Here is a 20,379-nt window from a genome sequence, read left to right as displayed (position 1 = left end):
AAGATGTCCGGTTTATTGCGCCGCTGATGTTTTATTGCAGGAGTGAAATATATGACGCGCCGCCATGAATGGTTTTAGATGGCGGTTCCATTCGGCCCTAAAGTGACCTTCGGTGAACAGCCTTTTAATTGTCGATGACGACCTCGAAGTCCTCGATCTGCTGAGAAAATTCTTCGTGCAGCACGGCTACAGCGTCGCGGTCGCCACCGACGGTCCGTCACTGTGGGCGAGCATCGAGCGCCAGGCGCCGGACCTGATCATTCTTGACGTGATGTTGCCGGGCGACAGCGGGCTGATCCTGTGTCAGCAACTGCGGATCCGCCACGCCCTGCCAGTGATCATGCTGACCGCCATGGGCGAGTTGAGTGATCGCGTGGTCGGCCTCGAACTCGGCGCCGACGATTACCTGACCAAACCCTTCGACGCCCGAGAATTGCTGGCCCGGGTACGCGCTGTGCTGCGCCGCGTCGACGATCGTCGTCCGCTGGCCCAGGAACGCCCACGCCCGCTGATCGACTTCGCCGACTGGCACCTCGACGTCACCCGCCGTGAACTGCGTTCGCCGGACAACGTGATGATCCCGCTCTCGGCCGGCGAGTTTGATTTGCTACTGGTCTTCGTCGAACACCCGCAGCGCATCCTCACCCGCGAACAACTGCTGGACCTGGCGCGCGGGCATTGCCATGACGCGTTCGATCGCAGCATCGACGTCCAGGTCAGCCGCTTGCGGCGAAAGCTCGAATCCGACACCAAGCGCCCGGCGATGATTCGCACCGTGCGCAACGGCGGCTACCTGTTCACCCCCAGCGTGACGCGGCGATGATCTGGCTGAAGCGGATTCGCCGAGACACAGTCGCGAGCTGGATCGCGTTGACGATCATCCTGGCGATGCTCATTTCACTGGCGCTGAATGGCCTTTTTATACAAATTGCCGGCGTGTGGGCGCGTCCGCCGCTGACCGAAATCGGTTTGCTGGAAAAGGCCGCGATCGTCACCCGGCTCATCGATACCGCCCCGGCACCCTTGCGTGGACAATTGGCGCAAGCCGCCAGCGAAGATGGCTTCAACGTCAGTTGGCACCTTGATCGACACGATCTGAAACTGCCGCCCGTGGACGACCCGATTTCCGAGGAAGGCTCGGAGATCTTGCAGCCGTTGCTCAACTCCGCCAGCCGACGTATCGAGGCCTATGAACCCAGCGACTGGACCGAGCCCTCGGCGGACGCGCGTTACGTGCTGCTGATCGAACTGTCGGACGCCTCATGGCTGTTGTTCTCTCCACCCACACGCAGCTGGGGCCTCGACGAAACACCGCGCTACCTGATCGTCATCCTGCTGGTGCTGATCTCCACCGCTCTCGTCGCGCTCATCGCCACCCGCCGTCTCGCCACACCCTTGCAACACTTCGCCGAAGGCGCCCGGCGCTTCGGCGTCGACTTCCGTGCCCCGCCCATCGAACCCCTCGGTCCCCAGGAAATCCGCCAGGCCATCCTCGCGTTCAACGCCATGCAGGCCCAGCTGCAACACTTCATCCGCGACCGCACCCAAATGCTCGCCGCCATCTCCCACGACCTGCGCGCGCCGCTGACGCGGATGCGCTTGCGGGGGGAGTTCATTGAAGATGCCGAGCAACAGCAACGACTGTTTCGCGACGTGGATGAAATGCAGGCAATGATCAACTCGGCGCTGGAATTCTTCCGTGATGATGCCCGGCTTGAACCGGCGACCCAGTTTGATCTGGCGGAATTGCTGCAAACCTTGCGGGATGATTATCGGGATCAGGGTTTTGAGATCGCCTTTACCGGTCCGTTGCGGTTGGTGTATTTCGGTCGACCGTTGGGGCTTAAGCGTGTGGTCACCAACTTGCTGGATAACGCTATCAAGTACGGCAGTGAGCCGGCGATTGAGCTGATGGCTGATGCTGGGGAGGTACGAATCAAAATACTCGATCATGGATCGGGTATTCCCGACACCAGCCTTGAACAAGTATTCACACCGTTCTTTCGCATGGAAGGCTCTCGTAACAAAAGCACCGGTGGCGTGGGTTTGGGATTATCGGCTGCGCGCGCCATAGTGTTGGAGCATGGCGGGGAATTGAAACTTCGTAACCGGTCCAGCGGTGGCCTGGAAGCGTTGGTCGTGTTGCCGGTGCATTCGGTTTAGATATTCATTTGAACAACAGGGAAAAGCAGATGATTGATTTCAACAACAAAGGCTTCTTCAAACTCAAGCAAAACGAAGAATACGCCGAACGCGTCACCGCGCTGCTGCTGGAAGGGGAGCGCGTCATCGACGCCTACAAATCCATGCGCGACGGCGTGGTGTTCACCAACAAACGCATCATCGCGGTCAACGTGCAGGGGCTCACCGGCAGCAAGAAAGACTTCACTTCGTTGCCGTATAAAAACATCGTGGCGTACTCGGTGGAAACGTCCGGGACATTTGACCTGGATTCTGAATTGGAGATTTATTTTTCGTCGTTGGGACGGGTGAAGTTCGAATTTACAGGCAGGACGTCGATGGTAGAGATCTCAAAGCTTATTTCTCAGCATTTGCTTTGAACACACAACAACTGTGGGAGCGAGCTTGCTCGCGATGAGGGCAGCACATTCAGCATAAATGTTGACTGAACTGACGCAATCGCGAGCAAGCTCGCTCCCACAGTTTCCCGCTGTCTTTCAGCCACCAGGTCCAGGGGCAATCTCAAGGGTTTGTGTGAACCTAAGCTTCCCACCCCGCGCCACTGACCGCAGCCTGCACCAGTGGGTGCAAGTCTGCCCCCTGATGTTCCGTCTGCCAGGCCTGCAACTCCTTGCGCATGCTGGGCGCCCAAAACATCTGCAGATGATTTCGCACACCGAGCACGGCCTGTTGCTGGTCCGGCTCGCTGGCGAAGTACTGGGCGATCTGGTTAGCCATCTTGATCAGGTTGTCGGTGCTCATCGACGCACCTCCGCTTTAGCGCCGCGCGCCTGCCGGCGATCCTTGAGCAAACGGTCCTGTTCGTCGCTGAAGGCCTGGTAGCGTTTTTGCCACTCCGAAGGGTGGTAGACGCGGCTGACTTCCACGGCGGTGACCTTGTACTCCGGACAATTGGTGGCCCAGTCGGAGTTGTCGGTGGTGATGACGTTGGCCCCCGATTCAGGGAAGTGGAACGTGGTGTACACCACGCCCGGGGCAACCCGTTCGGTGACCCGCGCACGCAGGACTGTCTGCCCGGCGCGGCTGCCGATGCCGACCCAGTCACCTTCATTGATGCCACGGCTCTCGGCGTCGGTCGGGTGGATTTCCAGGCGATCTTCATCGTGCCAGACGACGTTGTCGGTACGCCGGGTCTGGGCGCCGACGTTGTACTGGCTGAGGATGCGCCCGGTGGTCAGCAGCAGCGGATAGCGGTTGTTGACCTTCTCCTCAGTGGGCACGTAACCGGTGAGCATGAAACGCCCTTTGCCGCGCACGAATTGCTCGATGTGCATGGTCGGCGTGCCGTCCGGTGCGGCGGCATTGCACGGCCATTGCAAGCTGCCGTGGCTATCCAGTGCAGCGTAGCTGACGTTGGTGAAGGTCGGCGTCAGGCTGGCGATTTCATCCATGATTTCGGACGGGTGCGTGTAGTTCATCGGGTAACCCAGGGCGTTGGCGAGGGCCATGGTGCCTTCCCAGTCGGCCTTGCCGCCCAGGGGATCCATGACCTTGCGCACCCGGGAGATGCGCCGCTCGGCGTTGGTGAAGGTGCCGTCCTTTTCCAGGAACGAGCTGCCCGGCAGGAACACGTGGGCGAACTTGGCGGTTTCGTTGAGGAAAATGTCCTGCACCACCACACATTCCATGGCCGACAGGGCTGCGGTGACGTGCTGGGTGTTCGGGTCGCTCTGGGCGATGTCTTCTCCCTGGCAATACAAACCTTTGAAAGTGCCGCCCAGCGCTGCCTCGAACATGTTGGGAATGCGCAGGCCCGGGTCGGGTTGCAAGGTGACATTCCACGCCTGTTCGAACTGCGCCCGTACCACTTCGTTGGAAATGTGCCGGTAGCCGGGCAGCTCGTGGGGGAAGGAGCCCATGTCGCAGGAGCCTTGAACGTTGTTCTGCCCCCGTAGCGGGTTCACGCCCACGCCTTCGCGGCCGATGTTGCCGGTGGCCATGGCCAGGTTGGCGATGCCCATCACCGCGGTGCTGCCCTGGCTGTGCTCGGTGACGCCCAGGCCGTAATAAATCGCCGCGTTGCCGCCGGTGGCATATAGACGAGCGGCGGCACGGATGTCGGCAGGGTCAACGCCGCAGATGGCGCCAAGGACTTCCGGCGAGTTTTCCGCACGGCTGACGAACTCGCTCCAGTGGGCGAAATCGATGCCCTCACAACGGGCGTCGATAAAGGTCCGGTTGAGCAGACCTTCGGTGACGATCACATGGGCCAGGGCGTTGAGCATGGCGACGTTGGTGCCCGGGCGCAGGGCCAGGTGCAGTGCGGCGCGGGCATGCACCGAGTCCACCAGATCGATGCGTCGCGGATCGATAACGATCAGCCGCGCGCCTTCACGCAGGCGGCGTTTGAGCTGCGAGGCGAACACCGGATGGGCGTCACTGGGGTTGGCGCCCATCACCAGGATCACGTCGGCCTGCATCACCGAATCGAAACTCTGGGTGCCGGCGGACTCGCCCAAGGTTTGCTTCAAGCCATACCCGGTCGGCGAGTGGCAGACCCGCGCACAGGTGTCGACGTTGTTGTTGCCGAACGCGGCGCGCACCAGTTTCTGTACGAGATAGGTTTCTTCGTTGGTGCAGCGGCTGGAGGTAATGCCACCGATGGAGTCGCGGCCGTATTTCTGCTGCAATCGACGGAATTCGCTGGCGGCGTAGGTGACCGCTTCATCCCAGCTGACTTCCTGCCAAGGGTCGTTGATGTGCTGGCGGATCATCGGTTTGGTGATGCGATCCGGGTGGGTGGCGTAGCCCCAGGCAAAGCGTCCCTTGACGCAAGAGTGGCCGTGGTTGGCCTGACCGTTCTTGTCTGGAACCATGCGCACCAGCTGATCGCCTTTCATCTCGGCGCGGAACGAGCAGCCCACGCCACAATAGGCGCAGGTGGTGATCACGCTGCGTTCCGGCTGGCCCATTTCGACCACGCTTTTTTCCATCAGCGTCGCGGTAGGACAGGCTTGCACACAGGCGCCGCAGGACACGCATTCCGAGTCGAGGAAGTTCTCGCCACCGGCGGCCGTGACCCGGGATTCGAAACCGCGTCCGGTAATCGTCAGGGCAAAAGTCCCTTGGGTCTCTTCGCAGGCGCGCACGCAACGGTTGCAGACGATGCACTTGCTCGGGTCGTAATCGAAATACGGGTTGGAAGTATCCTTCACGTCGGCCAGATGGTTGTCGCCTTCATAGCCATAACGCACCTCGCGCAAGCCGACTTGGCCGGCGACGGTTTGCAGCTCGCAGTTGCCATTGGCCGAGCAGGTCAGGCAGTCCAGCGGGTGATCGGAGATGTACAGCTCCATGACGTTACGGCGCAGGGTCGCGAGCTTCGGCGTCTGGGTGTGCACGCTCATGCCCTCGCTGACCGGCGTGGTGCAGGACGCTGGATAACCGCGCATGCCGTCGATCTCCACCAGGCACATTCGGCAGGAGCCGAAGGCTTCCAGGCTGTCGGTGGCACAGAGTTTGGGAATCGTGGTGCCCAGCAGCGCGGCGGCGCGCATCACCGAGGTCCCCTCGGGCACGCTGATGCTGCGGCCGTCGATGTTCAAGGTGACTTGTACCTGGCTGTTGCGCGCCGGTGTTCCAAGATCGATATCGGTGTTCGGGTCGAAGAGAGAGATCATTGGTCGGCCTCCGAGGCTTGCAGACCGAAGTCGGCGGGGAAGTGCTTGAGGGCGCTGGCGACCGGAAAGGAGACCATGCCGCCCAACGCGCACAGCGAACCGTATTGCAGGGTGTCGCACAGGTCCTTGAGGATGATCACCTGCTCATCGCGACCGCTCTGGTCAGGCGCGGCCAGCAGGCGGTCGATCACCTCCACGCCCCGGGTCGAGCCGATGCGGCACGGCGTGCATTTGCCACAGGATTCCTCGGCACAGAACTGCATCGCGAAGCGCGCCATGCGGGCCATGTCCAGGCTGTCGTCAGCCACCACCACACCACCGTGACCGAGCATGGCGCCGATGGCGGCGAAGGCCTCGTAATCCAGCGGCGTGTCGAATTGCGCGGGCGGCACCCAGGCGCCAAGAGGGCCGCCGACCTGAGCAGCCTTCAATGGCCGGCCACTGGCGGTGCCACCGCCGTAATCTTCCACCAGTTCCCGCAGGGTCAGGCCAAAGGCCCGTTCCACCAGGCCGCCGTGACGAACATTGCCCGCCAACTGAAAGGGCATCGTGCCCAGAGAACGGCCCATGCCGTAATCGCGATAGAACTGCGCACCCTGGGCCAGAATCAGCGGCACCGAGGCCAGGGTCAGCACGTTGTGTACCAGCGTCGGCAGGCCGAACAGGCCCTGCAACGCGGGGATCGGCGGCTTGGCGCGGACGATCCCGCGTTTGCCTTCCAAGGAGTCCAGCAGCGCGGTTTCCTCACCGCAGATGTAGGCGCCGGCACCGACGCGCACTTCCATGTCGAAGGCCAGACCGCTGCCGCCGACATTTGCTCCGAGATAACCATTAGCCCGAGCAATCGCCAGAGCGCTGTCTAACGTGGCGACGGCCTGTGGATATTCCGAGCGCACGTAGATGTAGCCATAAGTGGCGCCGACGGTGATGCCGGCAATCGCCATTCCTTCGATCAGCAGAAACGGGTCGCCTTCCATCAGCATGCGGTCGGCGAAGGTGCCGGAGTCGCCTTCGTCGGCGTTGCACACGATGTATTTCTGCGCCGCCGGGGTGGCGCGCACCGTGCGCCATTTGATCCCGGCGGGGAAGGCCGCGCCGCCACGGCCACGCAGGCCCGAGTCGAACACCTCAGTCGCCGTCTGTTCGCCACCGATGGTGACGGCTCTTTTCAAACCCTCGAAACCTCCATGATCCCGGTAGTCGTCGAGAGACAGCGGCCGGGTAATTCCGGCGCGGGCAAACAGCAGGCGTTGTTGCGTCTTCAGAAAAGGCAGCTCTTCCACCAGGCCCAAGGCCAGCGGATGAGCAGACGGCTCGCCTTCCAGCGACTCGAGCACGGACGGCACATCGGCAGCGGTCAACGGGCCGAAGCCGATCCGGCCTTGCGGCGTGTCCACTTCCAACAACGGTTCCAGCCAGTACAGGCCGCGCGAACTGGTGCGTTGCAGGTCCACATCTGAGAGGGCCAAGGCCACTTCATCAGCACCCACGGCACGAGCCAGCGAATCAGCAGACAAATAGAAGCACGACATCATGCGTCCTCCCGACAAGCGTCGAGTAACGCATCCAGCCGCTCGGCGCTCAGCCGCGCATGTACCTGACCGTCCAATTCCAGCGCTGGCGAACAGGCGCAGGCACCCAAGCAATAAACCGGACGCAAACTGATGCTGCCGTCGGCGCTGCTGCCGTGATCATCCAGTTGCAGACGCTCGCGCAACTGCGCGGCCAACTGCTCGGCGCCACGACTCTTGCACGACTCAGCCCGGCACAAACGCAGAATGTGCCGAGCCGGCGGCGCGGTACGGAAGTCATGGTAAAAGCTGATCACCCCGCGAATCTCCGCCTGACTCTGATTGAGGGCGTGGGCAATCTCGGGAATGGCAGCATCGGGGATATAACCGATGCCTGCCTGAATTTCATGAAGAATGGGCAACAGCGCACCGGGGGAGCGTTTGTGGCGCTCCAGCAGACTGTTGACCATAGGCAGGTGCAACATCTCATCAGGCATACAGCAATCCTCACGGTCACGGACAAACCAGAAGGTTGTCGGTCGTCCGAAAGTGTCGGCTGCGGCACTCACACCACGTCACGGCATCGTGGCAATTTCAGGCCGTTGGCCAGGGCACCCTGAGCGGGCATCTTGTTGTGCCCGATGCGGTCTTCGCCGCACCTCATTAAGGGCATTGAGGCAGCTTGCCATGGCGCTTTTGATTGAACTGCACCAAAGCGACGTATTCGGTTCTGCCTACGACTATCCATTAAGTCTAGATGAGTGGGGCACGGGGTGTTTATTCCCCGGTTCAATACACTGTGGGCTTGTTGATGGGTGATGTATATCAGGCGCTGCAGGTAAGAAACAGCATCAGATCGGTGTGCAATTTTAGGGAGCAGAGCTGTTCGATTGCGCTGATTTGGTCTGCGGTGAGCTGGTAGTCATATACGCATTCATCGTCCTTCGCCCAGCCCCTGATTGGATTTAGGTCCTCGACGGAAACCGCGATTTCCATTTCATAGGTAGCGAAATCCTCGCTTTCGGGAACTCCCATAATCACGTGTTTCATGGCTCTACTTTCCTTGTTGGGGCTGCTGGTTGTTCCGAATGCCAGTTTCATGGTCGAACTCAGCATTCGCGCCAAGCAGAGAATCAAAAGCCTCAATCCCCAAGCCCCATCCCCCATTCTCAACCACCCCATCAATCCCTGTGGGAGCGGGCTTGCCCGCGAAAGCGCCAGCCCAGCCACACCAAGACCTTAGCCGAACCAAAAAACCTGTAGGAGCGAGCCTGCTAGCGAAAGCCGTCAGGCCTCAGGCGGGTTCCCCAATACACCACCACTGTACTGCGACCTCATCGTCAGGTTGAGTCACGTCATGCCCGTGCTCGATGAAATCCGCTGGTGTGTGCAACGCAAGACCATGACTGATCCGCTCTGGCATGAGAGCGTTAGTTTCACCGAGAAAACTCAGATAATAGTCCCGGTCATAGAAGAGGGTGACCTCGCTCTGATGAACCCATGGCCACACCAGCAAACAAGCGACGCGGTAGTAGCCCTGTGAGTGGTCAGCAGCGTTGGACAGGTGGCTAGCGGCTTCGAGCAGTTGCTGAATGCAGAAGGCCTGAACTTCGATACCGGCTTGTGGGCCTTGGACCAAGGCCGCGTGCACTGGAATCTTCCAATGTGTGTAGCGTTCCATGCGCTCGGATCGCGGGTAAAACTCGTCGCGAAATCCGGAGGCCCAGCGTTCCAGAGCACGAAGGCGGCGGGGAATGCCTCTGAGTGGCTTGTTGCTGAGGGCGATTTGCCGCATTGATACGTCCTTGTGATGTCGAAAAAGTCTTTCGTTGTTATTCGAGCTTACCGCTTGAAACCCGGAAGCCCTTTGGATTCGCGCCAGTTTTTCACTGTTTCAGTGATACTTTCGGCTGTTGGATTTTTGCTCATGTCCTCCGGCCAATAAATGAGATCAGACCCGGCAGGGTGCTCACAAAGGCGTTCAAATTCAAATAGCAACGGATCAAGAATTTCATCTGGGCTAGTGTTTGCTGCGAGCACAGTACTTACAAATGTAATGAACTCAACCTCAGTGAAGTCAGAAATGGTTTTTTTCATCGCTGTTTTGTCCGGTGATTATCAATATGGTTTTTAGGCGTGTTCACGCGTAGGTTGTCCACGTCATAAAGCGCGCCGCCATTGTGATATGAACAACATGGTGCAATTCAAAAGATGTTCTCTCACCTGCTCTATGACCTTGCCAAAGTCCGAGGCGGGCATGGAGTCGCTGCCGGCGTGAGTGCTCCCCCGGTTTTCAGGTGTGCAGCACTTGGCAAAGACTCTGTCTGTACGCTCCTTGGGAATGGGCCATTCATCTTTGGGGATATATTTGCGCTCTGGCTCAGGAGGCGGATTCCAGTCGGCCCACGAGGCGCCACCGTTCGGACGTTTCCGGCTCCAAAAGTCGTCGAAAGGATCCTTTTTCTGCTTGTCCTTGGTCATGACAATCCCTGTGTGACTTTGTATCGAGATATGAGATTGTCGGTGAGCTCGCTTCCCGGTCAATTCGGCTCGGTAACTTGAAGTTTCAGACTCTGTGAAGTACGCAAGATCCGCTAGGTGCTTTCATACGTACCAAGTTGTAAATCGAAATCATGGACGCCATCACCGTCCTTTTTTGGGAGCGAGCCTGTTCGGGAAAGCCTTTGGTCTTGCGCGCGCTAATAATCACCAGCATCAGGCATCCAAGGAACATCCCTACCTCTATCTCGGAATGGCCTGACAACAATCCGCAGCGCTCTGCTTTAGCCTGCTAACAAGCGCGTGCTGTCGCCTGCAACAGATCGTCAAAAAACCGCACAAACCGTGGTGTTTGCCGCGTTTATAGGCCGTACACATTTGACACGGTCATCAGGCTACGGCAGCATTCACCTCAATCGCGCCCGATCCTCTGGTGCTGGCTAAGTCCGGCATTACGTTCGGGCCTTCTTGTTTCTGGAAGGTGGAAGTTGGCTAACCCAGCCCCTCCAAAGCCGTTCCGTACATACCGTGACTTGGTTGCACTGCTGGCCAGCAGGGGTATGCAGATCCATGACCCATCCCGTGCAGAGCGCAAACTCGCGCAGTTAGGGTATTACCGCCTTAGCGGTTATTGGTACCCGGCGCGAGACTTTAAAATGAACGGCCTGCAGCATGACGTCTGCCCGGTCACGGACAAGCCTTTGCGTCTCGACACTTTCCAGCTAGCCACCTCTTTCGACTCGGCTGTAGACCTTTACCAGTTCGATAAACGATTGCGAATGCTCATGCTGGATGCGGTCGAGCGCCTGGAGGTTCACCTCAAGACCGTAATGGCTCACGAGGTCGGGTATCACGACCCGATGGCCTATACCAATGCGAAATTCATCCTGCACAAATGGACTCAGCCGTACACCGATCGCCGCGGTAGTACGCGGAACAAGTGGACAGAGTGGAGCCAGAAGCAGCAATCGCATATTTCACGGAGCAAAGAGGACTGCATTCAGTGGCACGTGCGAACCGGTAAGTCCATTCCTGTTTGGGTCGCTGTGGAGGCATGGGATTTCGGGGACCTTTCGGAATTCTTCGAGCTGCTCAGCAGCAAGTATCAAAATCTCATACTCGCGCGACTCGGCCTGAACAACGCCAAGATGTTTAGTCGATGGATGCAGCAAACCAGCCATTTGCGCAACCGCTGTGCACACCATACGCGTATCTGGAATCAGGCTTGGCCGAACCCGTTATCGGTCCCCGCTGAGCCGTATTTTCAGGTGCTGCAGCTGGATCAACATGCGCTCAAGCGGCTGTACGGGTTAGTCGCTGTCATAGAGTTTCTGCTGCGAAAGATCGCGCCATCCTCGACCTGGATTAATGACGTTGCAGGCCTGATCGACAGTAAGCCTACGATGCCCGGATGCAGCTTCAAGGCGATGGGGTTCCCGGATGAAAGCGGATTTCCTCGGAAACTGTTCGGGATCTAATTGGCTTTGGCATCTGTAAATCAACCAGTCCGCATTTCAGTCAAACACGTGCTCTGACACGCGCGCTCTAAAGCCCGGAAACCCCGGGGCCAACAACGGGCTTCAGCTACCCGAAATCCCTGTGGGAGCGGGCTTGCCCGCGAAGGCTCCAGCCCAACCACCACAATACCCTGCACTGAATCACAATCCCTGTAGGAGCGAGCCTGCTCGCGAAAAACCCAAGCCAACCACCAATCCCGCTAAATGGCCGCAATCTTCGCGAGCAAGCTAGCTCCTACAACTGCCCTACATATCTCCAAACACCAGACCAAGTCTGGCCCAATCGCGAGCTACCCCTCAGCCATCCCCTCCGCCCGCTTATTCGCCAGCTCATTATCCCGATCCTGAGTCAGCACCTTCACCACATCATCCACCACCGCCTTACTCATCGACGTCAAATAATGCGCAGCCCAGGCGTGGTAGTCCGTGTCTTTGGCGTAAGCCGCATCCTTGGTCAGCGCCTTGGCGAGGAAGAGGAAATCAGAAGCCATGGTCAACGCCTCGCTGAGAGGGACGTTGCGCGTGACGTGGAACAGCGCTTGATCACCGCAGTAGATGGCGGGGGTCAGGCCGATGGTTGTGAGTTCGGGTTGTTCGGTCATTTGCCACCTCCGATGAGGGAGAGGCGGTGGGAGAGGGTGGATGGTGGGGCGTTACGCGATTGGGAGTTGCGTTGAGGGGAAAGCCAAATTTTGTACGGATTTGTTTTAGTCATGGGTCAACATCCTTGATTTGAGGAGCTGCCACGAGCCTTCTCACGGGCTTGGGTGACAGCCGTGCGCGGGGTGAGAAACCGGCAATCAAGGCAACCGGTAGACCCGAAGGTCTCCCACGCACAGCCGCCATAAAGCCATATCGCAGACGAAAAAAAAACGCCACGACAGGTTTTTTGGCGCTTTACGCCTTGATTGTTTCGGGCTCTCACACCCGGTCGCTGAATTGGCAGCGACGGCGGAAGGGTATCGCGCAAAATTCCTCCCCGCAACCTTGAAGATTCGTTTGCAATCACCTGAATCAAGAAAATCCGGTCTGTCCCTTTTCCTCGCTAGGAGGTACGCAACAGCCCCAGCAATCTGTTAGGTTATTTGCCAAATCAGGATCCAATGACAGGAGGTCATCTTGGCTAAGCCAGCAGCGCGTAAAACCGACCCTTCAAGTTGCCCGCTACCGGGGCACGGTACCAATACTATCGCGACAGGGTCGCCAGACGTTTTCTTCGATGGGCTCTCAGCCGCACGCCAAGGCGATACCTGTACTTGTGGCAGTGCGTTGTCCACTGGTCTGTCCTCAACAGTTTGCATCAACGGCAAGAATGCCGCGACCATTGATACCGGCGGGACCCACGGCAGTGTTGTCATCGGTGGTTCGGGGACGGTGATAATTGGTGACTCTCACACACCCTGCTCATTTATTCCTCCAGCGCCTCTCGCCCTTGGCGCTAGCTGGATCGGCTTCAGAATCCCTGCCACCGAAAGCTATGAAGGTTTATCGTGTACGGCCCATTTTGAGGATGGATCAACACTTCCAGGCGTATTTAACGGGGACAACGCTGTTAAATTTGCTAACCCCTCAGGGAAGGTTTGTTTGATGCTTAAGTTCGACGAAGATTCGGCTACCGCTACTTCGTCTCTTACAGAAAGCCTTTTGAATAAAATTTTAGGATAAGGAACATCCTATGACCGAGCCGTATCTTGTTACCGGCAGTTATGTCATTCAACGTGAGCACGCGTTGATGGACTCTCCGCTCGACAGAGCCCTGGAATTGATGGAGGGAACTGCACTCAGATTTTCTCTGGATGCTATCTCTGACGAAAAGGTCCGGGCCAGCTACATGAAAAATATCAAGCGCATGTCTCAGCAAACATTGGCGGACGTCAAAGCAGGGAAAATTACCGCGCATGAGGGCGTGCAGTTCAGTCATGAAATGAGAAACAAGATCATGATGGAGCATCGCAAATTCACATCCGCCCAAGGTCTAGCCATCGTCCAAAAGAAGAAGCCCGATGGCAGGACGCTTAACTCGCTATTTGACCGTTACTCCGAGCGTCTCTTTAAAAAGAAATACATCAGCCTTTCTCCAGCAGAACAAACCAAAATCCACTACACAATTCTGGAAGCGGCCGGTCGGGACGATGCCTCGTTCACGAAAGGCACCCAAAAAATGCGCATGATGGGGAAGCTCGGGATTCTAGTCACCGCCGCCCTTGCGACCTATCAAATTCTGAATGCTGAAAACAAGACGAAGGAGACCGCACGCAAGGCATCATAGTGGGCAGTGGTGCAGTGGGAGGTTTGCTCGCGGGGCTTGGAGTAAGCGCTCTGTGTGGTCCCGGTGCTCCCATTTGTGCAATTGCCGTTGTCTTGGTGGGAAGCGTCGCAGGGGGTGTGGCTGGCGAAGCGGTAGCCGATTCTCTCGATGAGGAGCTAGAGGAGTTTTCGCATTGGGATATCTTTTGAGTCAGCCTGAACTGACAAAAATCAGAACCGCACTTTCAGATCCGTTCAACGACTCGCCGGTAGATTACGACTATATAGCAGAGCAAGTGAAAGGTATTGATCGTCAGGCGCTATACGAAATCCTCTATTCAGAAGTTGCGCCTGTGTGCTTTACCAATATTGAATCGGCCGTCCCATCGGTTTGGACAGGTTTCGATCCTGACTCGCTCAACACAATGATTGAAGAAAGACTTGCAGCCAGGAAAAACAATTGGTTTCGCAGGCAGTTCGATAAGCTGCTCGTTCGCTGGTTGAGTTATAACTACGGGTATATCTGGAAGGAAATCAACAGCAGGCTTTAGTTTCTGTTTTCGAAGCAACTGCTGCACAGTGGATAGCGGCGTCGCGCCCTACGAAAGCACTCACTGAATATCCTTCAGATAATTTTTGAGCGCTATAAGTGGGGCGTCCAGCTGCTCCATCGTCCGCGCAGTGCTGAATACTACGGCCAAGCGATGCAGTTCGCGGCCTAAGACTGTTTCAGCGCCTCCGATGGCATTCAGCGCCAAACCCACACACTCATCCACTTTCCCCTGAATCGCCTCCACATCCCCTCTACGCACCAGCAACCCAAACACCTCTCGCTCATAATCACTCATCATCAAATCATCCCGCAGAATCGGGCTCGAACCCTCCGTCTCATAAGCAAGCTTGAGACAGAACAGAGCAACAGTTTCCAGCAGCAGTTCCATGAGATGAATCCTTGAGAATTGTTGTACCAGCCGAGAGCGCGAAGATCAAAAGATCGCCAGCAAGCCGGTTCCCACACGTCAGCGGGGTGCCAGGTGCTTTTCTACAGGCGAAAAAAAAGGCCTTGCAAAGCAAGACCTTTCTTAATTTTGGTGCCCCGAGGGAGACTCGAACTCCCACTCCTTTCGAAAACGGATTTTGAATCCGCCGCGTCTACCAATTCCGCCATCAGGGCTCAATGGCGGCGAAGTATAGAGATGAGATAACCGTTGGTCAATCAGGTACATGGAGAATTTTCACTATTTCCGCTAGACTTCCGGGCCCTGCTAGACGAACCCCATCATGCGCGTTGCTGACTTTACTTTCGAACTCCCTGATTCGCTGATCGCTCGCCACCCTTTGGCCGAGCGTCGCAACAGTCGCCTGTTGACCCTTGATGGGGTCAGCGGCGCCCTGGCACACCGTCAATTCACTGATTTGCTCGAGCATTTGCGCCCGGGCGATTTGATGGTGTTCAACAATACCCGGGTGATTCCGGCGCGGCTGTTTGGCCAGAAGGCTTCCGGCGGCAAGCTGGAAATTCTGGTCGAGCGGGTGCTCGACAGTCATCGCGTGCTGGCCCATGTGCGGTCCAGTAAGTCGCCGAAGCCGGGTTCGAAGATCCTCATCGATGGCGGTGGCGAGGCCGAGATGCTCGCGCGTCACGATGCGTTGTTCGAGCTGGGGTTTGCCGAAGAGGTGTTGCCGCTGCTCGACCGCGTCGGGCACATGCCGTTGCCTCCTTATATAGACCGCCCGGATGAAGGCGCGGACCGTGAGCGTTATCAGACGGTGTACGCCGAGCGCCTGGGCGCGGTGGCGGCGCCGACGGCGGGGCTGCATTTCGATCAGCCGCTGATGGAGGCGATTGCGGCCAAGGGCGTCGAGACGGCGTTCGTGACCTTGCACGTTGGCGCGGGCACGTTTCAGCCGGTGCGGGTTGAGAAGATCGAAGACCATCACATGCACAGCGAATGGCTGGAAGTCGGTCAGGATGTGGTCGATGCCGTCGCCGCTTGCCGCGCTCGCGGTGGGCGCGTGGTGGCGGTGGGGACCACCAGCGTGCGTTCGCTGGAAAGTGCCGCGCGCGATGGCGTTTTGAAGCCGTTCAGTGGCGACACCGACATCTTTATCTATCCGGGCCGGCCGTTTCACGTGGTCGATGCCCTGGTCACCAACTTCCATTTGCCCGAATCCACGCTGTTGATGTTGGTTTCGGCATTTGCCGGTTATCCCGAAGCCATGGCCGCTTATAAAGCCGCCGTGGAGCATGAATACCGCTTTTTCAGCTACGGTGATGCGATGTTTATCACCCGTAACCCCGCACCACGTGGCCCTGAGGACAAAGAATGAGTCGCCAAAGTCGTATGTCGTTTGAGTTGCTTGCTACTGACGGCAAGGCTCGTCGCGGTCGTTTGACCTTCCCGCGCGGTACTGTCGAGACCCCGGCGTTCATGCCGGTTGGTACGTACGGCACCGTGAAGGGCATGCTGCCGCGGGACATCACCGCGACCGGCGCGGAAATCATTTTGGGCAACACCTTCCACTTGTGGCTGCGTCCTGGCACCGAAGTGATCAAGAAGCACGGCGACCTGCACGATTTCATGCAGTGGAAAGGCCCGATTCTTACAGACTCCGGCGGTTTTCAGGTGTTCAGCCTGGGCGCCATGCGCAAGATCAAGGAGGAGGGCGTGACCTTCGCCTCTCCGGTCGACGGCGCCAAAGTGTTCATGGGCCCGGAAGAGTCGATGCAGGTCCAGCGTGATCTGGGCTCGGACATCGTGATGATTTTCGACGAATGCACGCCGTATCCGGCTGATGAAGACGTCGCGCGCATTTCCATGGAGTTGTCGTTGCGTTGGGCCAAGCGTTCGAAAGAAGCCCATGGCGACAACACGGCGGCGCTGTTTGGTATCGTTCAGGGCGGCATGCACCAGGATTTGCGCATGCGTTCGCTGGAAGGCCTCGACAAGATCGGTTTCGATGGCCTGGCCATTGGCGGTCTGTCGGTGGGCGAACCCAAGCACGAGATGATCAAGGTGCTGGATTACCTGCCGGGCCAGATGCCGGCTGACAAACCTCGTTACCTTATGGGCGTTGGCAAACCGGAAGATCTGGTTGAGGGTGTGCGCCGCGGTGTGGACATGTTCGATTGCGTGATGCCAACCCGTAATGCCCGCAATGGGCATCTGTTCATTGATACTGGTGTGCTGAAGATCCGTAACGCGTTTCATCGCCATGATGATTCGCCGCTCGATCCGACCTGCGATTGCTATACCTGCCAGAACTTCTCCCGCGCTTATCTGCATCACCTGGACAAGTGCGGCGAAATGCTGGGAAGCATGCTCAATACCATCCATAACTTGCGTCATTATCAAGTGCTTATGGCTGGTTTGCGCGAGGCTATTCAACAGGGTACATTGGCCGCCTTTGTCGATGCCTTCTACGCCAAACGCGGGCTTCCCGTTCCGCCTTTGGACTGAGTTTCCTGACCCCAAGATTCAACATTTGCAACTGGAGTGCTAAATGAGCTTTTTTATCTCGAATGCCATGGCTGACGCTGCTGCACCTGCTGCAGGCCCAATGGGTGGCGGTTTTGAGTGGATTTTCCTGGTCGGTTTCCTGGTCATCTTCTACCTGATGATCTGGCGTCCACAGGCCAAGCGCGCCAAAGAGCAGAAGAACCTGCTGAGCAGCCTGCAAAAAGGCGACGAAGTTGTGACCACCGGCGGCATCGCCGGCAAGATCACTAAAGTAGCTGACGATTTCGTGGTGCTGGAAGTGTCCGACACCGTCGAAATGAAGTTCCAGAAAGGCGCCATTGCCGCCACGCTGCCAAAAGGCACGCTGAAAGCGATCTAAGTTTCAACTTCTACTCAATCGACGGGGCGCGCAAGGCGCCCCGCGTCATAAGCGGGCGGCGTGATGCTGAACAAATACCCTCTGTGGAAATACATTCTGATCCTGGCGGTGCTGGCGGTCGGTCTGATTTATTCCGCTCCCAATTTATATCCTGATGACCCGGCCATTCAGGTCAGCGGCGCAAGCACTGCGCTGCAGGTCAATCAGGCTGATCTGGATCGTGTGAGCGCAGCGCTCAAGGCATCCGGGATCGAAGTCAAGGCTGCCACTTTGGCAGAAGGCGGCAAGGGCGGTCTTATCCGTCTGACCAAGGCTAGCGATCAGTTGCCCGCCAAGGATGTCGTGCGCAAGGCATTGGGTGATGACTACGTCGTTGCACTGAACCTGGCGCAAACCACCCCGCAATGGCTGCGCAACCTGGGCGCGCACCCGATGAAGCTGGGTCTGGACTTGTCCGGTGGTGTGCACTTCCTGCTCGAAGTGGACATGGATAAGGCCCTCGACGCACGCTTGAAAGTGTACGAAGGCGACGTCAAGAGCCTGTTGCGTAAAGAGAAACTGCGCTATCGCAGCCTGCCGCAAATCGGCGGCGCCATTCAGTTGGGCTTTACCGATGAAGCCGCTCGCGAGCAAGCTCGCACGCTGATCCGCAAGAACTTCAACGATTTCGACATTGTTCCGGCCGACCTCAATGGTCAACCGGTGCTGCGTCTGGCGATGACCCCGGCCAAGCTGGCGGAAATCCGTGAATACTCCATCAAGCAAAACTTGACCACGGTACGTAACCGCGTCAACGAGCTGGGTGTTGCCGAACCGATCGTTCAGCGTCAGGGCGCCAACCGCATTGTGGTTGAGCTGCCGGGCGTGCAGGACACCGCAGAAGCCAAGCGTATCCTCGGCAAGACGGCCAACCTCGAATTCCGTCTGGCGGCTGAGCCGGGTGCGTCGAAAGCCACTTCTGAAAGCTTCGAATTCCGTGAAGGCAATCGTCCGCCGGCACAGATCGAGCGCGGTCTGATCATCACCGGTGACCAGGTGACCGATGCCAAAGCCGGCTTCGGCGAGCAAGGCACGCCGGAAGTGAACATCCGTCTGGATGGTCACGGTGGCGAGCTGATGAGTCGTGCAACTCGCAGCAACGTCGGTCGCAGCATGGCGGTGATCTTCATCGAGCAACGTCCGGTCACCACTTACGTCAAGCAAATGGTTAACGGCGTCGAGAAAGACGTGCCGGTTCAGACCTTCAAGGAAGAGAAGAAGATCATCAGCCTGGCGACCATCCAGTCGCCGCTGGGTGCTCAATTCCGCATCACTGGCCTGAACGGCCAGGGCGAGTCGTCCGAACTGGCCCTGCTGCTGCGTGCCGGTGGTCTGGCTGCACCGATGTACTTCGCTGAAGAGCGCACCATCGGCCCGAGCCTGGGTGCTGACAACATCGTCAAGGGTGTCGATGCATCGCTGTGGGGCATGCTGTTTGTCTCGCTGTTCATCATTGCCATCTACCGCTTCTTCGGCATCATCGCCACCGTCGCCCTGGCGGTGAACATGGTGCTGCTGCTGGCCCTGATGTCGCTGCTGGGTGCAACGCTGACCCTGCCGGGTATCGCCGGTATCGTGTTGACAATGGGTATGGCGGTCGACGCCAACGTACTGATCTTCTCGCGGATTCGTGAAGAGATTGCGGCGGGCATGACCGTACAGCGGGCAATCAATGAAGGCTTCGGCCGGGCATTCACCGCGATTATCGACTCCAACCTGACCACGCTGCTGGTCGGCGGGATTCTCTTTGCCATGGGCACCGGCCCGGTTAAAGGTTTTGCGGTGACCATGTCCCTCGGGATCTTTACCTCGATGTTCACGGCCATTCTGGTGACCCGCGCGATGGTCAACCTGATCTTCGGCGGTCGTGACTTCAAGAAGTTGTGGATTTAAGGGGCTGCCATGTTACGTACAATCAACTTCATGGGCGTTCGCAACGTTGCGTTCGGCGTCACATTGTTCCTTACGGTGCTGGCCTTGTTCAGTGTCGCCACCAAGGGCATGAACTGGGGCCTGGACTTCACCGGCGGTACGCTCATCGAGCTGACCTACGAGCGTCCGGCCGATGTGACCAAGGTGCGCGAGCAGCTGGCGACTTCGGGTTATCACGAGGCAATCGTGCAGAGCTTCGGTGCAACGACCGATCTGCTCGTGCGCATGCCGGGTGAAGATCCGCAGTTGGGCCATCAAGTGGCGGAGGCGCTGCAGAAGGTCGGTGGCGACAACCCTGCGGTGGTCAAGCGCGTTGAATTCGTCGGCCCGCAAGTCGGTGAAGAGCTGCGCGACCAGGGCGGCCTTGGCATGCTGATGGCGCTGGGCGGTGTCCTGATCTACCTGGCTTTCCGCTTTCAGTGGAAGTTTGCGGTCGGTGCCATCGTCTCGCTGATCCACGACGTGATCGTGACCATCGGTATTCTGTCGTTCTTCCAGATCACCTTCGACCTGACGGTGCTGGCGGCGGTGTTGGCGATCATCGGTTACTCGCTCAACGACACTATTGTGGTATTCGACCGGGTTCGTGAGAACTTTCGGGTCCTGCGCAAGGCCAGCCTGGTCGAGAACATCAACATCTCGACCACGCAAACCCTGTTGCGGACCATGGCGACGTCGATCTCCACCTTGTTGGCGATCGCGGCACTGCTGTTCTTCGGTGGCGACAACCTGTTCGGCTTCTCCATCGCCCTGTTTATCGGTGTTCTGGCGGGTACTTACTCGTCGATCTACATCGCGAACGTGGTGTTGATCTGGCTGAACCTGAGCAGCGAGGATTTGATTCCTCCCGTGGCGACCGATAAGGAAGTCGACGACCGTCCATAACGGCCATCGCTTTCCAGCTGTCAGCCAAAAAAGGCGCGAGTTGAACTCGCGCCTTTTTTTATGCTCCAAGGCTGGGAGAAGCGCGGG

22 protein-coding genes, 1 tRNA gene and 1 pseudogene are annotated in these 20,379 nt (G+C 58.0%); 12 read left to right on the top strand and 12 right to left on the bottom strand.

The features are described 5' to 3' along the window. The first annotated feature begins 112 nt into the window (after positions 1–112). Genes ACYZT9_RS21985 through ACYZT9_RS21975 form a run of 3 tightly spaced genes read left to right on the top strand, consistent with a single transcriptional unit; the run spans position 113 to position 2,561 of the window. A complete protein-coding gene (locus ACYZT9_RS21985; RefSeq protein ID WP_462007392.1) occupies positions 113–823 on the top strand; it encodes a response regulator in 711 nt (236 codons plus the stop codon). Beyond that, positions 820–2,163, top strand: a complete 1,344-nt coding sequence (locus ACYZT9_RS21980) for an ATP-binding protein (protein WP_462007391.1) — start codon at positions 820–822, stop codon at positions 2,161–2,163. The genes ACYZT9_RS21985 and ACYZT9_RS21980 overlap by 4 nt, the downstream gene beginning before the upstream one ends. 29 nt (positions 2,164–2,192) lie before the next feature. Beyond that, positions 2,193–2,561: a PH domain-containing protein gene (locus tag ACYZT9_RS21975; RefSeq protein WP_462007390.1), complete on the top strand. Its 369-nt coding sequence runs from the start codon at positions 2,193–2,195 to the stop codon at positions 2,559–2,561. Between the two features lie 160 nt (positions 2,562–2,721). Here the strand turns inward: ACYZT9_RS21975 and ACYZT9_RS21970 are convergent, their stop codons facing one another. The 9 genes from ACYZT9_RS21970 to ACYZT9_RS21930 form a co-directional block, all read right to left on the bottom strand. Then, positions 2,722–2,943, bottom strand: coding sequence for a formate dehydrogenase subunit delta (locus tag ACYZT9_RS21970; RefSeq protein ID WP_462007389.1), 222 nt, complete (start codon positions 2,941–2,943; stop codon positions 2,722–2,724). Continuing rightward, positions 2,940–5,822 carry a formate dehydrogenase subunit alpha gene (gene fdhF, locus ACYZT9_RS21965; protein ID WP_462007388.1) on the bottom strand — a complete coding sequence of 961 codons (2,883 nt, stop codon included), beginning with the start codon at positions 5,820–5,822 and terminating at the stop codon, positions 2,940–2,942. The genes ACYZT9_RS21970 and fdhF overlap by 4 nt, the downstream gene beginning before the upstream one ends. Further along, positions 5,819–7,357, bottom strand: a complete 1,539-nt coding sequence (locus ACYZT9_RS21960) for a formate dehydrogenase beta subunit (protein WP_462007387.1) — start codon at positions 7,355–7,357, stop codon at positions 5,819–5,821. Before ACYZT9_RS21960 ends, fdhF begins: the two co-directional genes overlap by 4 nt. Beyond that, a complete protein-coding gene (locus ACYZT9_RS21955) occupies positions 7,354–7,830 on the bottom strand; it encodes a formate dehydrogenase subunit gamma (protein WP_428273133.1) in 477 nt (158 codons plus the stop codon). Before ACYZT9_RS21955 ends, ACYZT9_RS21960 begins: the two co-directional genes overlap by 4 nt. 328 nt (positions 7,831–8,158) lie before the next feature. Beyond that, the gene (locus ACYZT9_RS21950; RefSeq protein ID WP_462007386.1) at positions 8,159–8,434 is read right to left on the bottom strand and encodes a DUF7683 domain-containing protein; all 276 of its coding nucleotides are present in this window, start codon (positions 8,432–8,434) and stop codon (positions 8,159–8,161) included. Positions 8,435–8,627: 193 nt separating this feature from the next. Further along, the gene (locus ACYZT9_RS21945) at positions 8,628–9,128 is read right to left on the bottom strand and encodes a DUF3916 domain-containing protein (protein ID WP_462007385.1); all 501 of its coding nucleotides are present in this window, start codon (positions 9,126–9,128) and stop codon (positions 8,628–8,630) included. A gap of 47 nt (positions 9,129–9,175) precedes the next feature. After that, the gene (locus ACYZT9_RS21940; RefSeq protein WP_462007384.1) at positions 9,176–9,430 is read right to left on the bottom strand and encodes a bacteriocin immunity protein; all 255 of its coding nucleotides are present in this window, start codon (positions 9,428–9,430) and stop codon (positions 9,176–9,178) included. Then, positions 9,427–9,492 carry a hypothetical protein gene (locus tag ACYZT9_RS21935; RefSeq protein ID WP_462010270.1) on the bottom strand — a complete coding sequence of 22 codons (66 nt, stop codon included), beginning with the start codon at positions 9,490–9,492 and terminating at the stop codon, positions 9,427–9,429. Before ACYZT9_RS21935 ends, ACYZT9_RS21940 begins: the two co-directional genes overlap by 4 nt. Before the next feature lies 1 nt (position 9,493). Further along, positions 9,494–9,814: a hypothetical protein gene (locus ACYZT9_RS21930; protein ID WP_462007383.1), complete on the bottom strand. Its 321-nt coding sequence runs from the start codon at positions 9,812–9,814 to the stop codon at positions 9,494–9,496. A 578-nt stretch (positions 9,815–10,392) separates the two neighbouring features. Between ACYZT9_RS21930 and ACYZT9_RS21925 the strand changes: the two genes are divergently transcribed. Continuing rightward, positions 10,393–11,310, top strand: a complete 918-nt coding sequence (locus ACYZT9_RS21925) for an Abi family protein (RefSeq protein WP_462010269.1) — start codon at positions 10,393–10,395, stop codon at positions 11,308–11,310. Positions 11,311–11,639: 329 nt separating this feature from the next. On the opposite strand, the gene ACYZT9_RS21920 is transcribed toward ACYZT9_RS21925, so the two are convergent. Then, on the bottom strand, positions 11,640–11,951 hold the full coding sequence (locus ACYZT9_RS21920) for a DUF3077 domain-containing protein (RefSeq protein WP_462007382.1): 312 nt from the start codon (positions 11,949–11,951) through the stop codon (positions 11,640–11,642). Between the two features lie 517 nt (positions 11,952–12,468). Between ACYZT9_RS21920 and ACYZT9_RS21915 the strand changes: the two genes are divergently transcribed. The 3 genes and pseudogenes from ACYZT9_RS21915 to ACYZT9_RS21905 all read left to right on the top strand — a co-directional run bounded on the left by ACYZT9_RS21915 (position 12,469) and on the right by ACYZT9_RS21905 (position 14,147). Then, positions 12,469–13,014, top strand: a complete 546-nt coding sequence (locus ACYZT9_RS21915) for a PAAR domain-containing protein (RefSeq protein WP_462007381.1) — start codon at positions 12,469–12,471, stop codon at positions 13,012–13,014. Positions 13,015–13,024: 10 nt separating this feature from the next. Continuing rightward, positions 13,025–13,806 (top strand): annotated as a pseudogene (locus ACYZT9_RS21910) (hypothetical protein). Further along, a complete protein-coding gene (locus tag ACYZT9_RS21905; protein ID WP_462007380.1) occupies positions 13,791–14,147 on the top strand; it encodes a DUF7079 family protein in 357 nt (118 codons plus the stop codon). Before ACYZT9_RS21910 ends, ACYZT9_RS21905 begins: the two are co-directional and overlap by 16 nt. A gap of 60 nt (positions 14,148–14,207) precedes the next feature. Here the strand turns inward: ACYZT9_RS21905 and ACYZT9_RS21900 are convergent, their stop codons facing one another. Then, positions 14,208–14,537, bottom strand: a complete 330-nt coding sequence (locus tag ACYZT9_RS21900) for a hypothetical protein (RefSeq protein ID WP_462007379.1) — start codon at positions 14,535–14,537, stop codon at positions 14,208–14,210. A 148-nt stretch (positions 14,538–14,685) separates the two neighbouring features. Then, positions 14,686–14,770: transfer RNA gene (locus ACYZT9_RS21895), tRNA-Leu, on the bottom strand. Between the two features lie 107 nt (positions 14,771–14,877). On the opposite strand from ACYZT9_RS21895, the gene queA reads away from it, so the two are divergent. From queA to secF, 5 genes are all read left to right on the top strand, one after another. Beyond that, entirely contained in the window at positions 14,878–15,927 is a 1,050-nt protein-coding gene (gene queA / locus ACYZT9_RS21890) for a tRNA preQ1(34) S-adenosylmethionine ribosyltransferase-isomerase QueA (protein WP_462007378.1), read from the top strand. Positions 15,928–15,941: 14 nt separating this feature from the next. After that, positions 15,942–17,057, top strand: coding sequence for a tRNA guanosine(34) transglycosylase Tgt (gene tgt / locus ACYZT9_RS21885; RefSeq protein ID WP_162130724.1), 1,116 nt, complete (start codon positions 15,942–15,944; stop codon positions 17,055–17,057). Positions 17,058–17,100: 43 nt separating this feature from the next. Continuing rightward, positions 17,101–17,436: a preprotein translocase subunit YajC gene (gene yajC / locus ACYZT9_RS21880; RefSeq protein ID WP_007982729.1), complete on the top strand. Its 336-nt coding sequence runs from the start codon at positions 17,101–17,103 to the stop codon at positions 17,434–17,436. A 63-nt stretch (positions 17,437–17,499) separates the two neighbouring features. After that, positions 17,500–19,368: a protein translocase subunit SecD gene (secD, locus tag ACYZT9_RS21875; protein WP_462007377.1), complete on the top strand. Its 1,869-nt coding sequence runs from the start codon at positions 17,500–17,502 to the stop codon at positions 19,366–19,368. 9 nt (positions 19,369–19,377) lie between these two features. Then, positions 19,378–20,292, top strand: coding sequence for a protein translocase subunit SecF (secF, locus tag ACYZT9_RS21870; RefSeq protein ID WP_462007376.1), 915 nt, complete (start codon positions 19,378–19,380; stop codon positions 20,290–20,292). The last annotated feature ends 87 nt before the right edge of the window (positions 20,293–20,379 follow it).

It is taken from the genome of Pseudomonas sp. ZT5P21 (assembly GCF_054897785.1).
Note: the sequence above shows the minus strand (reverse complement) of the source record. Positions and strands in the feature narration are given on the sequence as shown.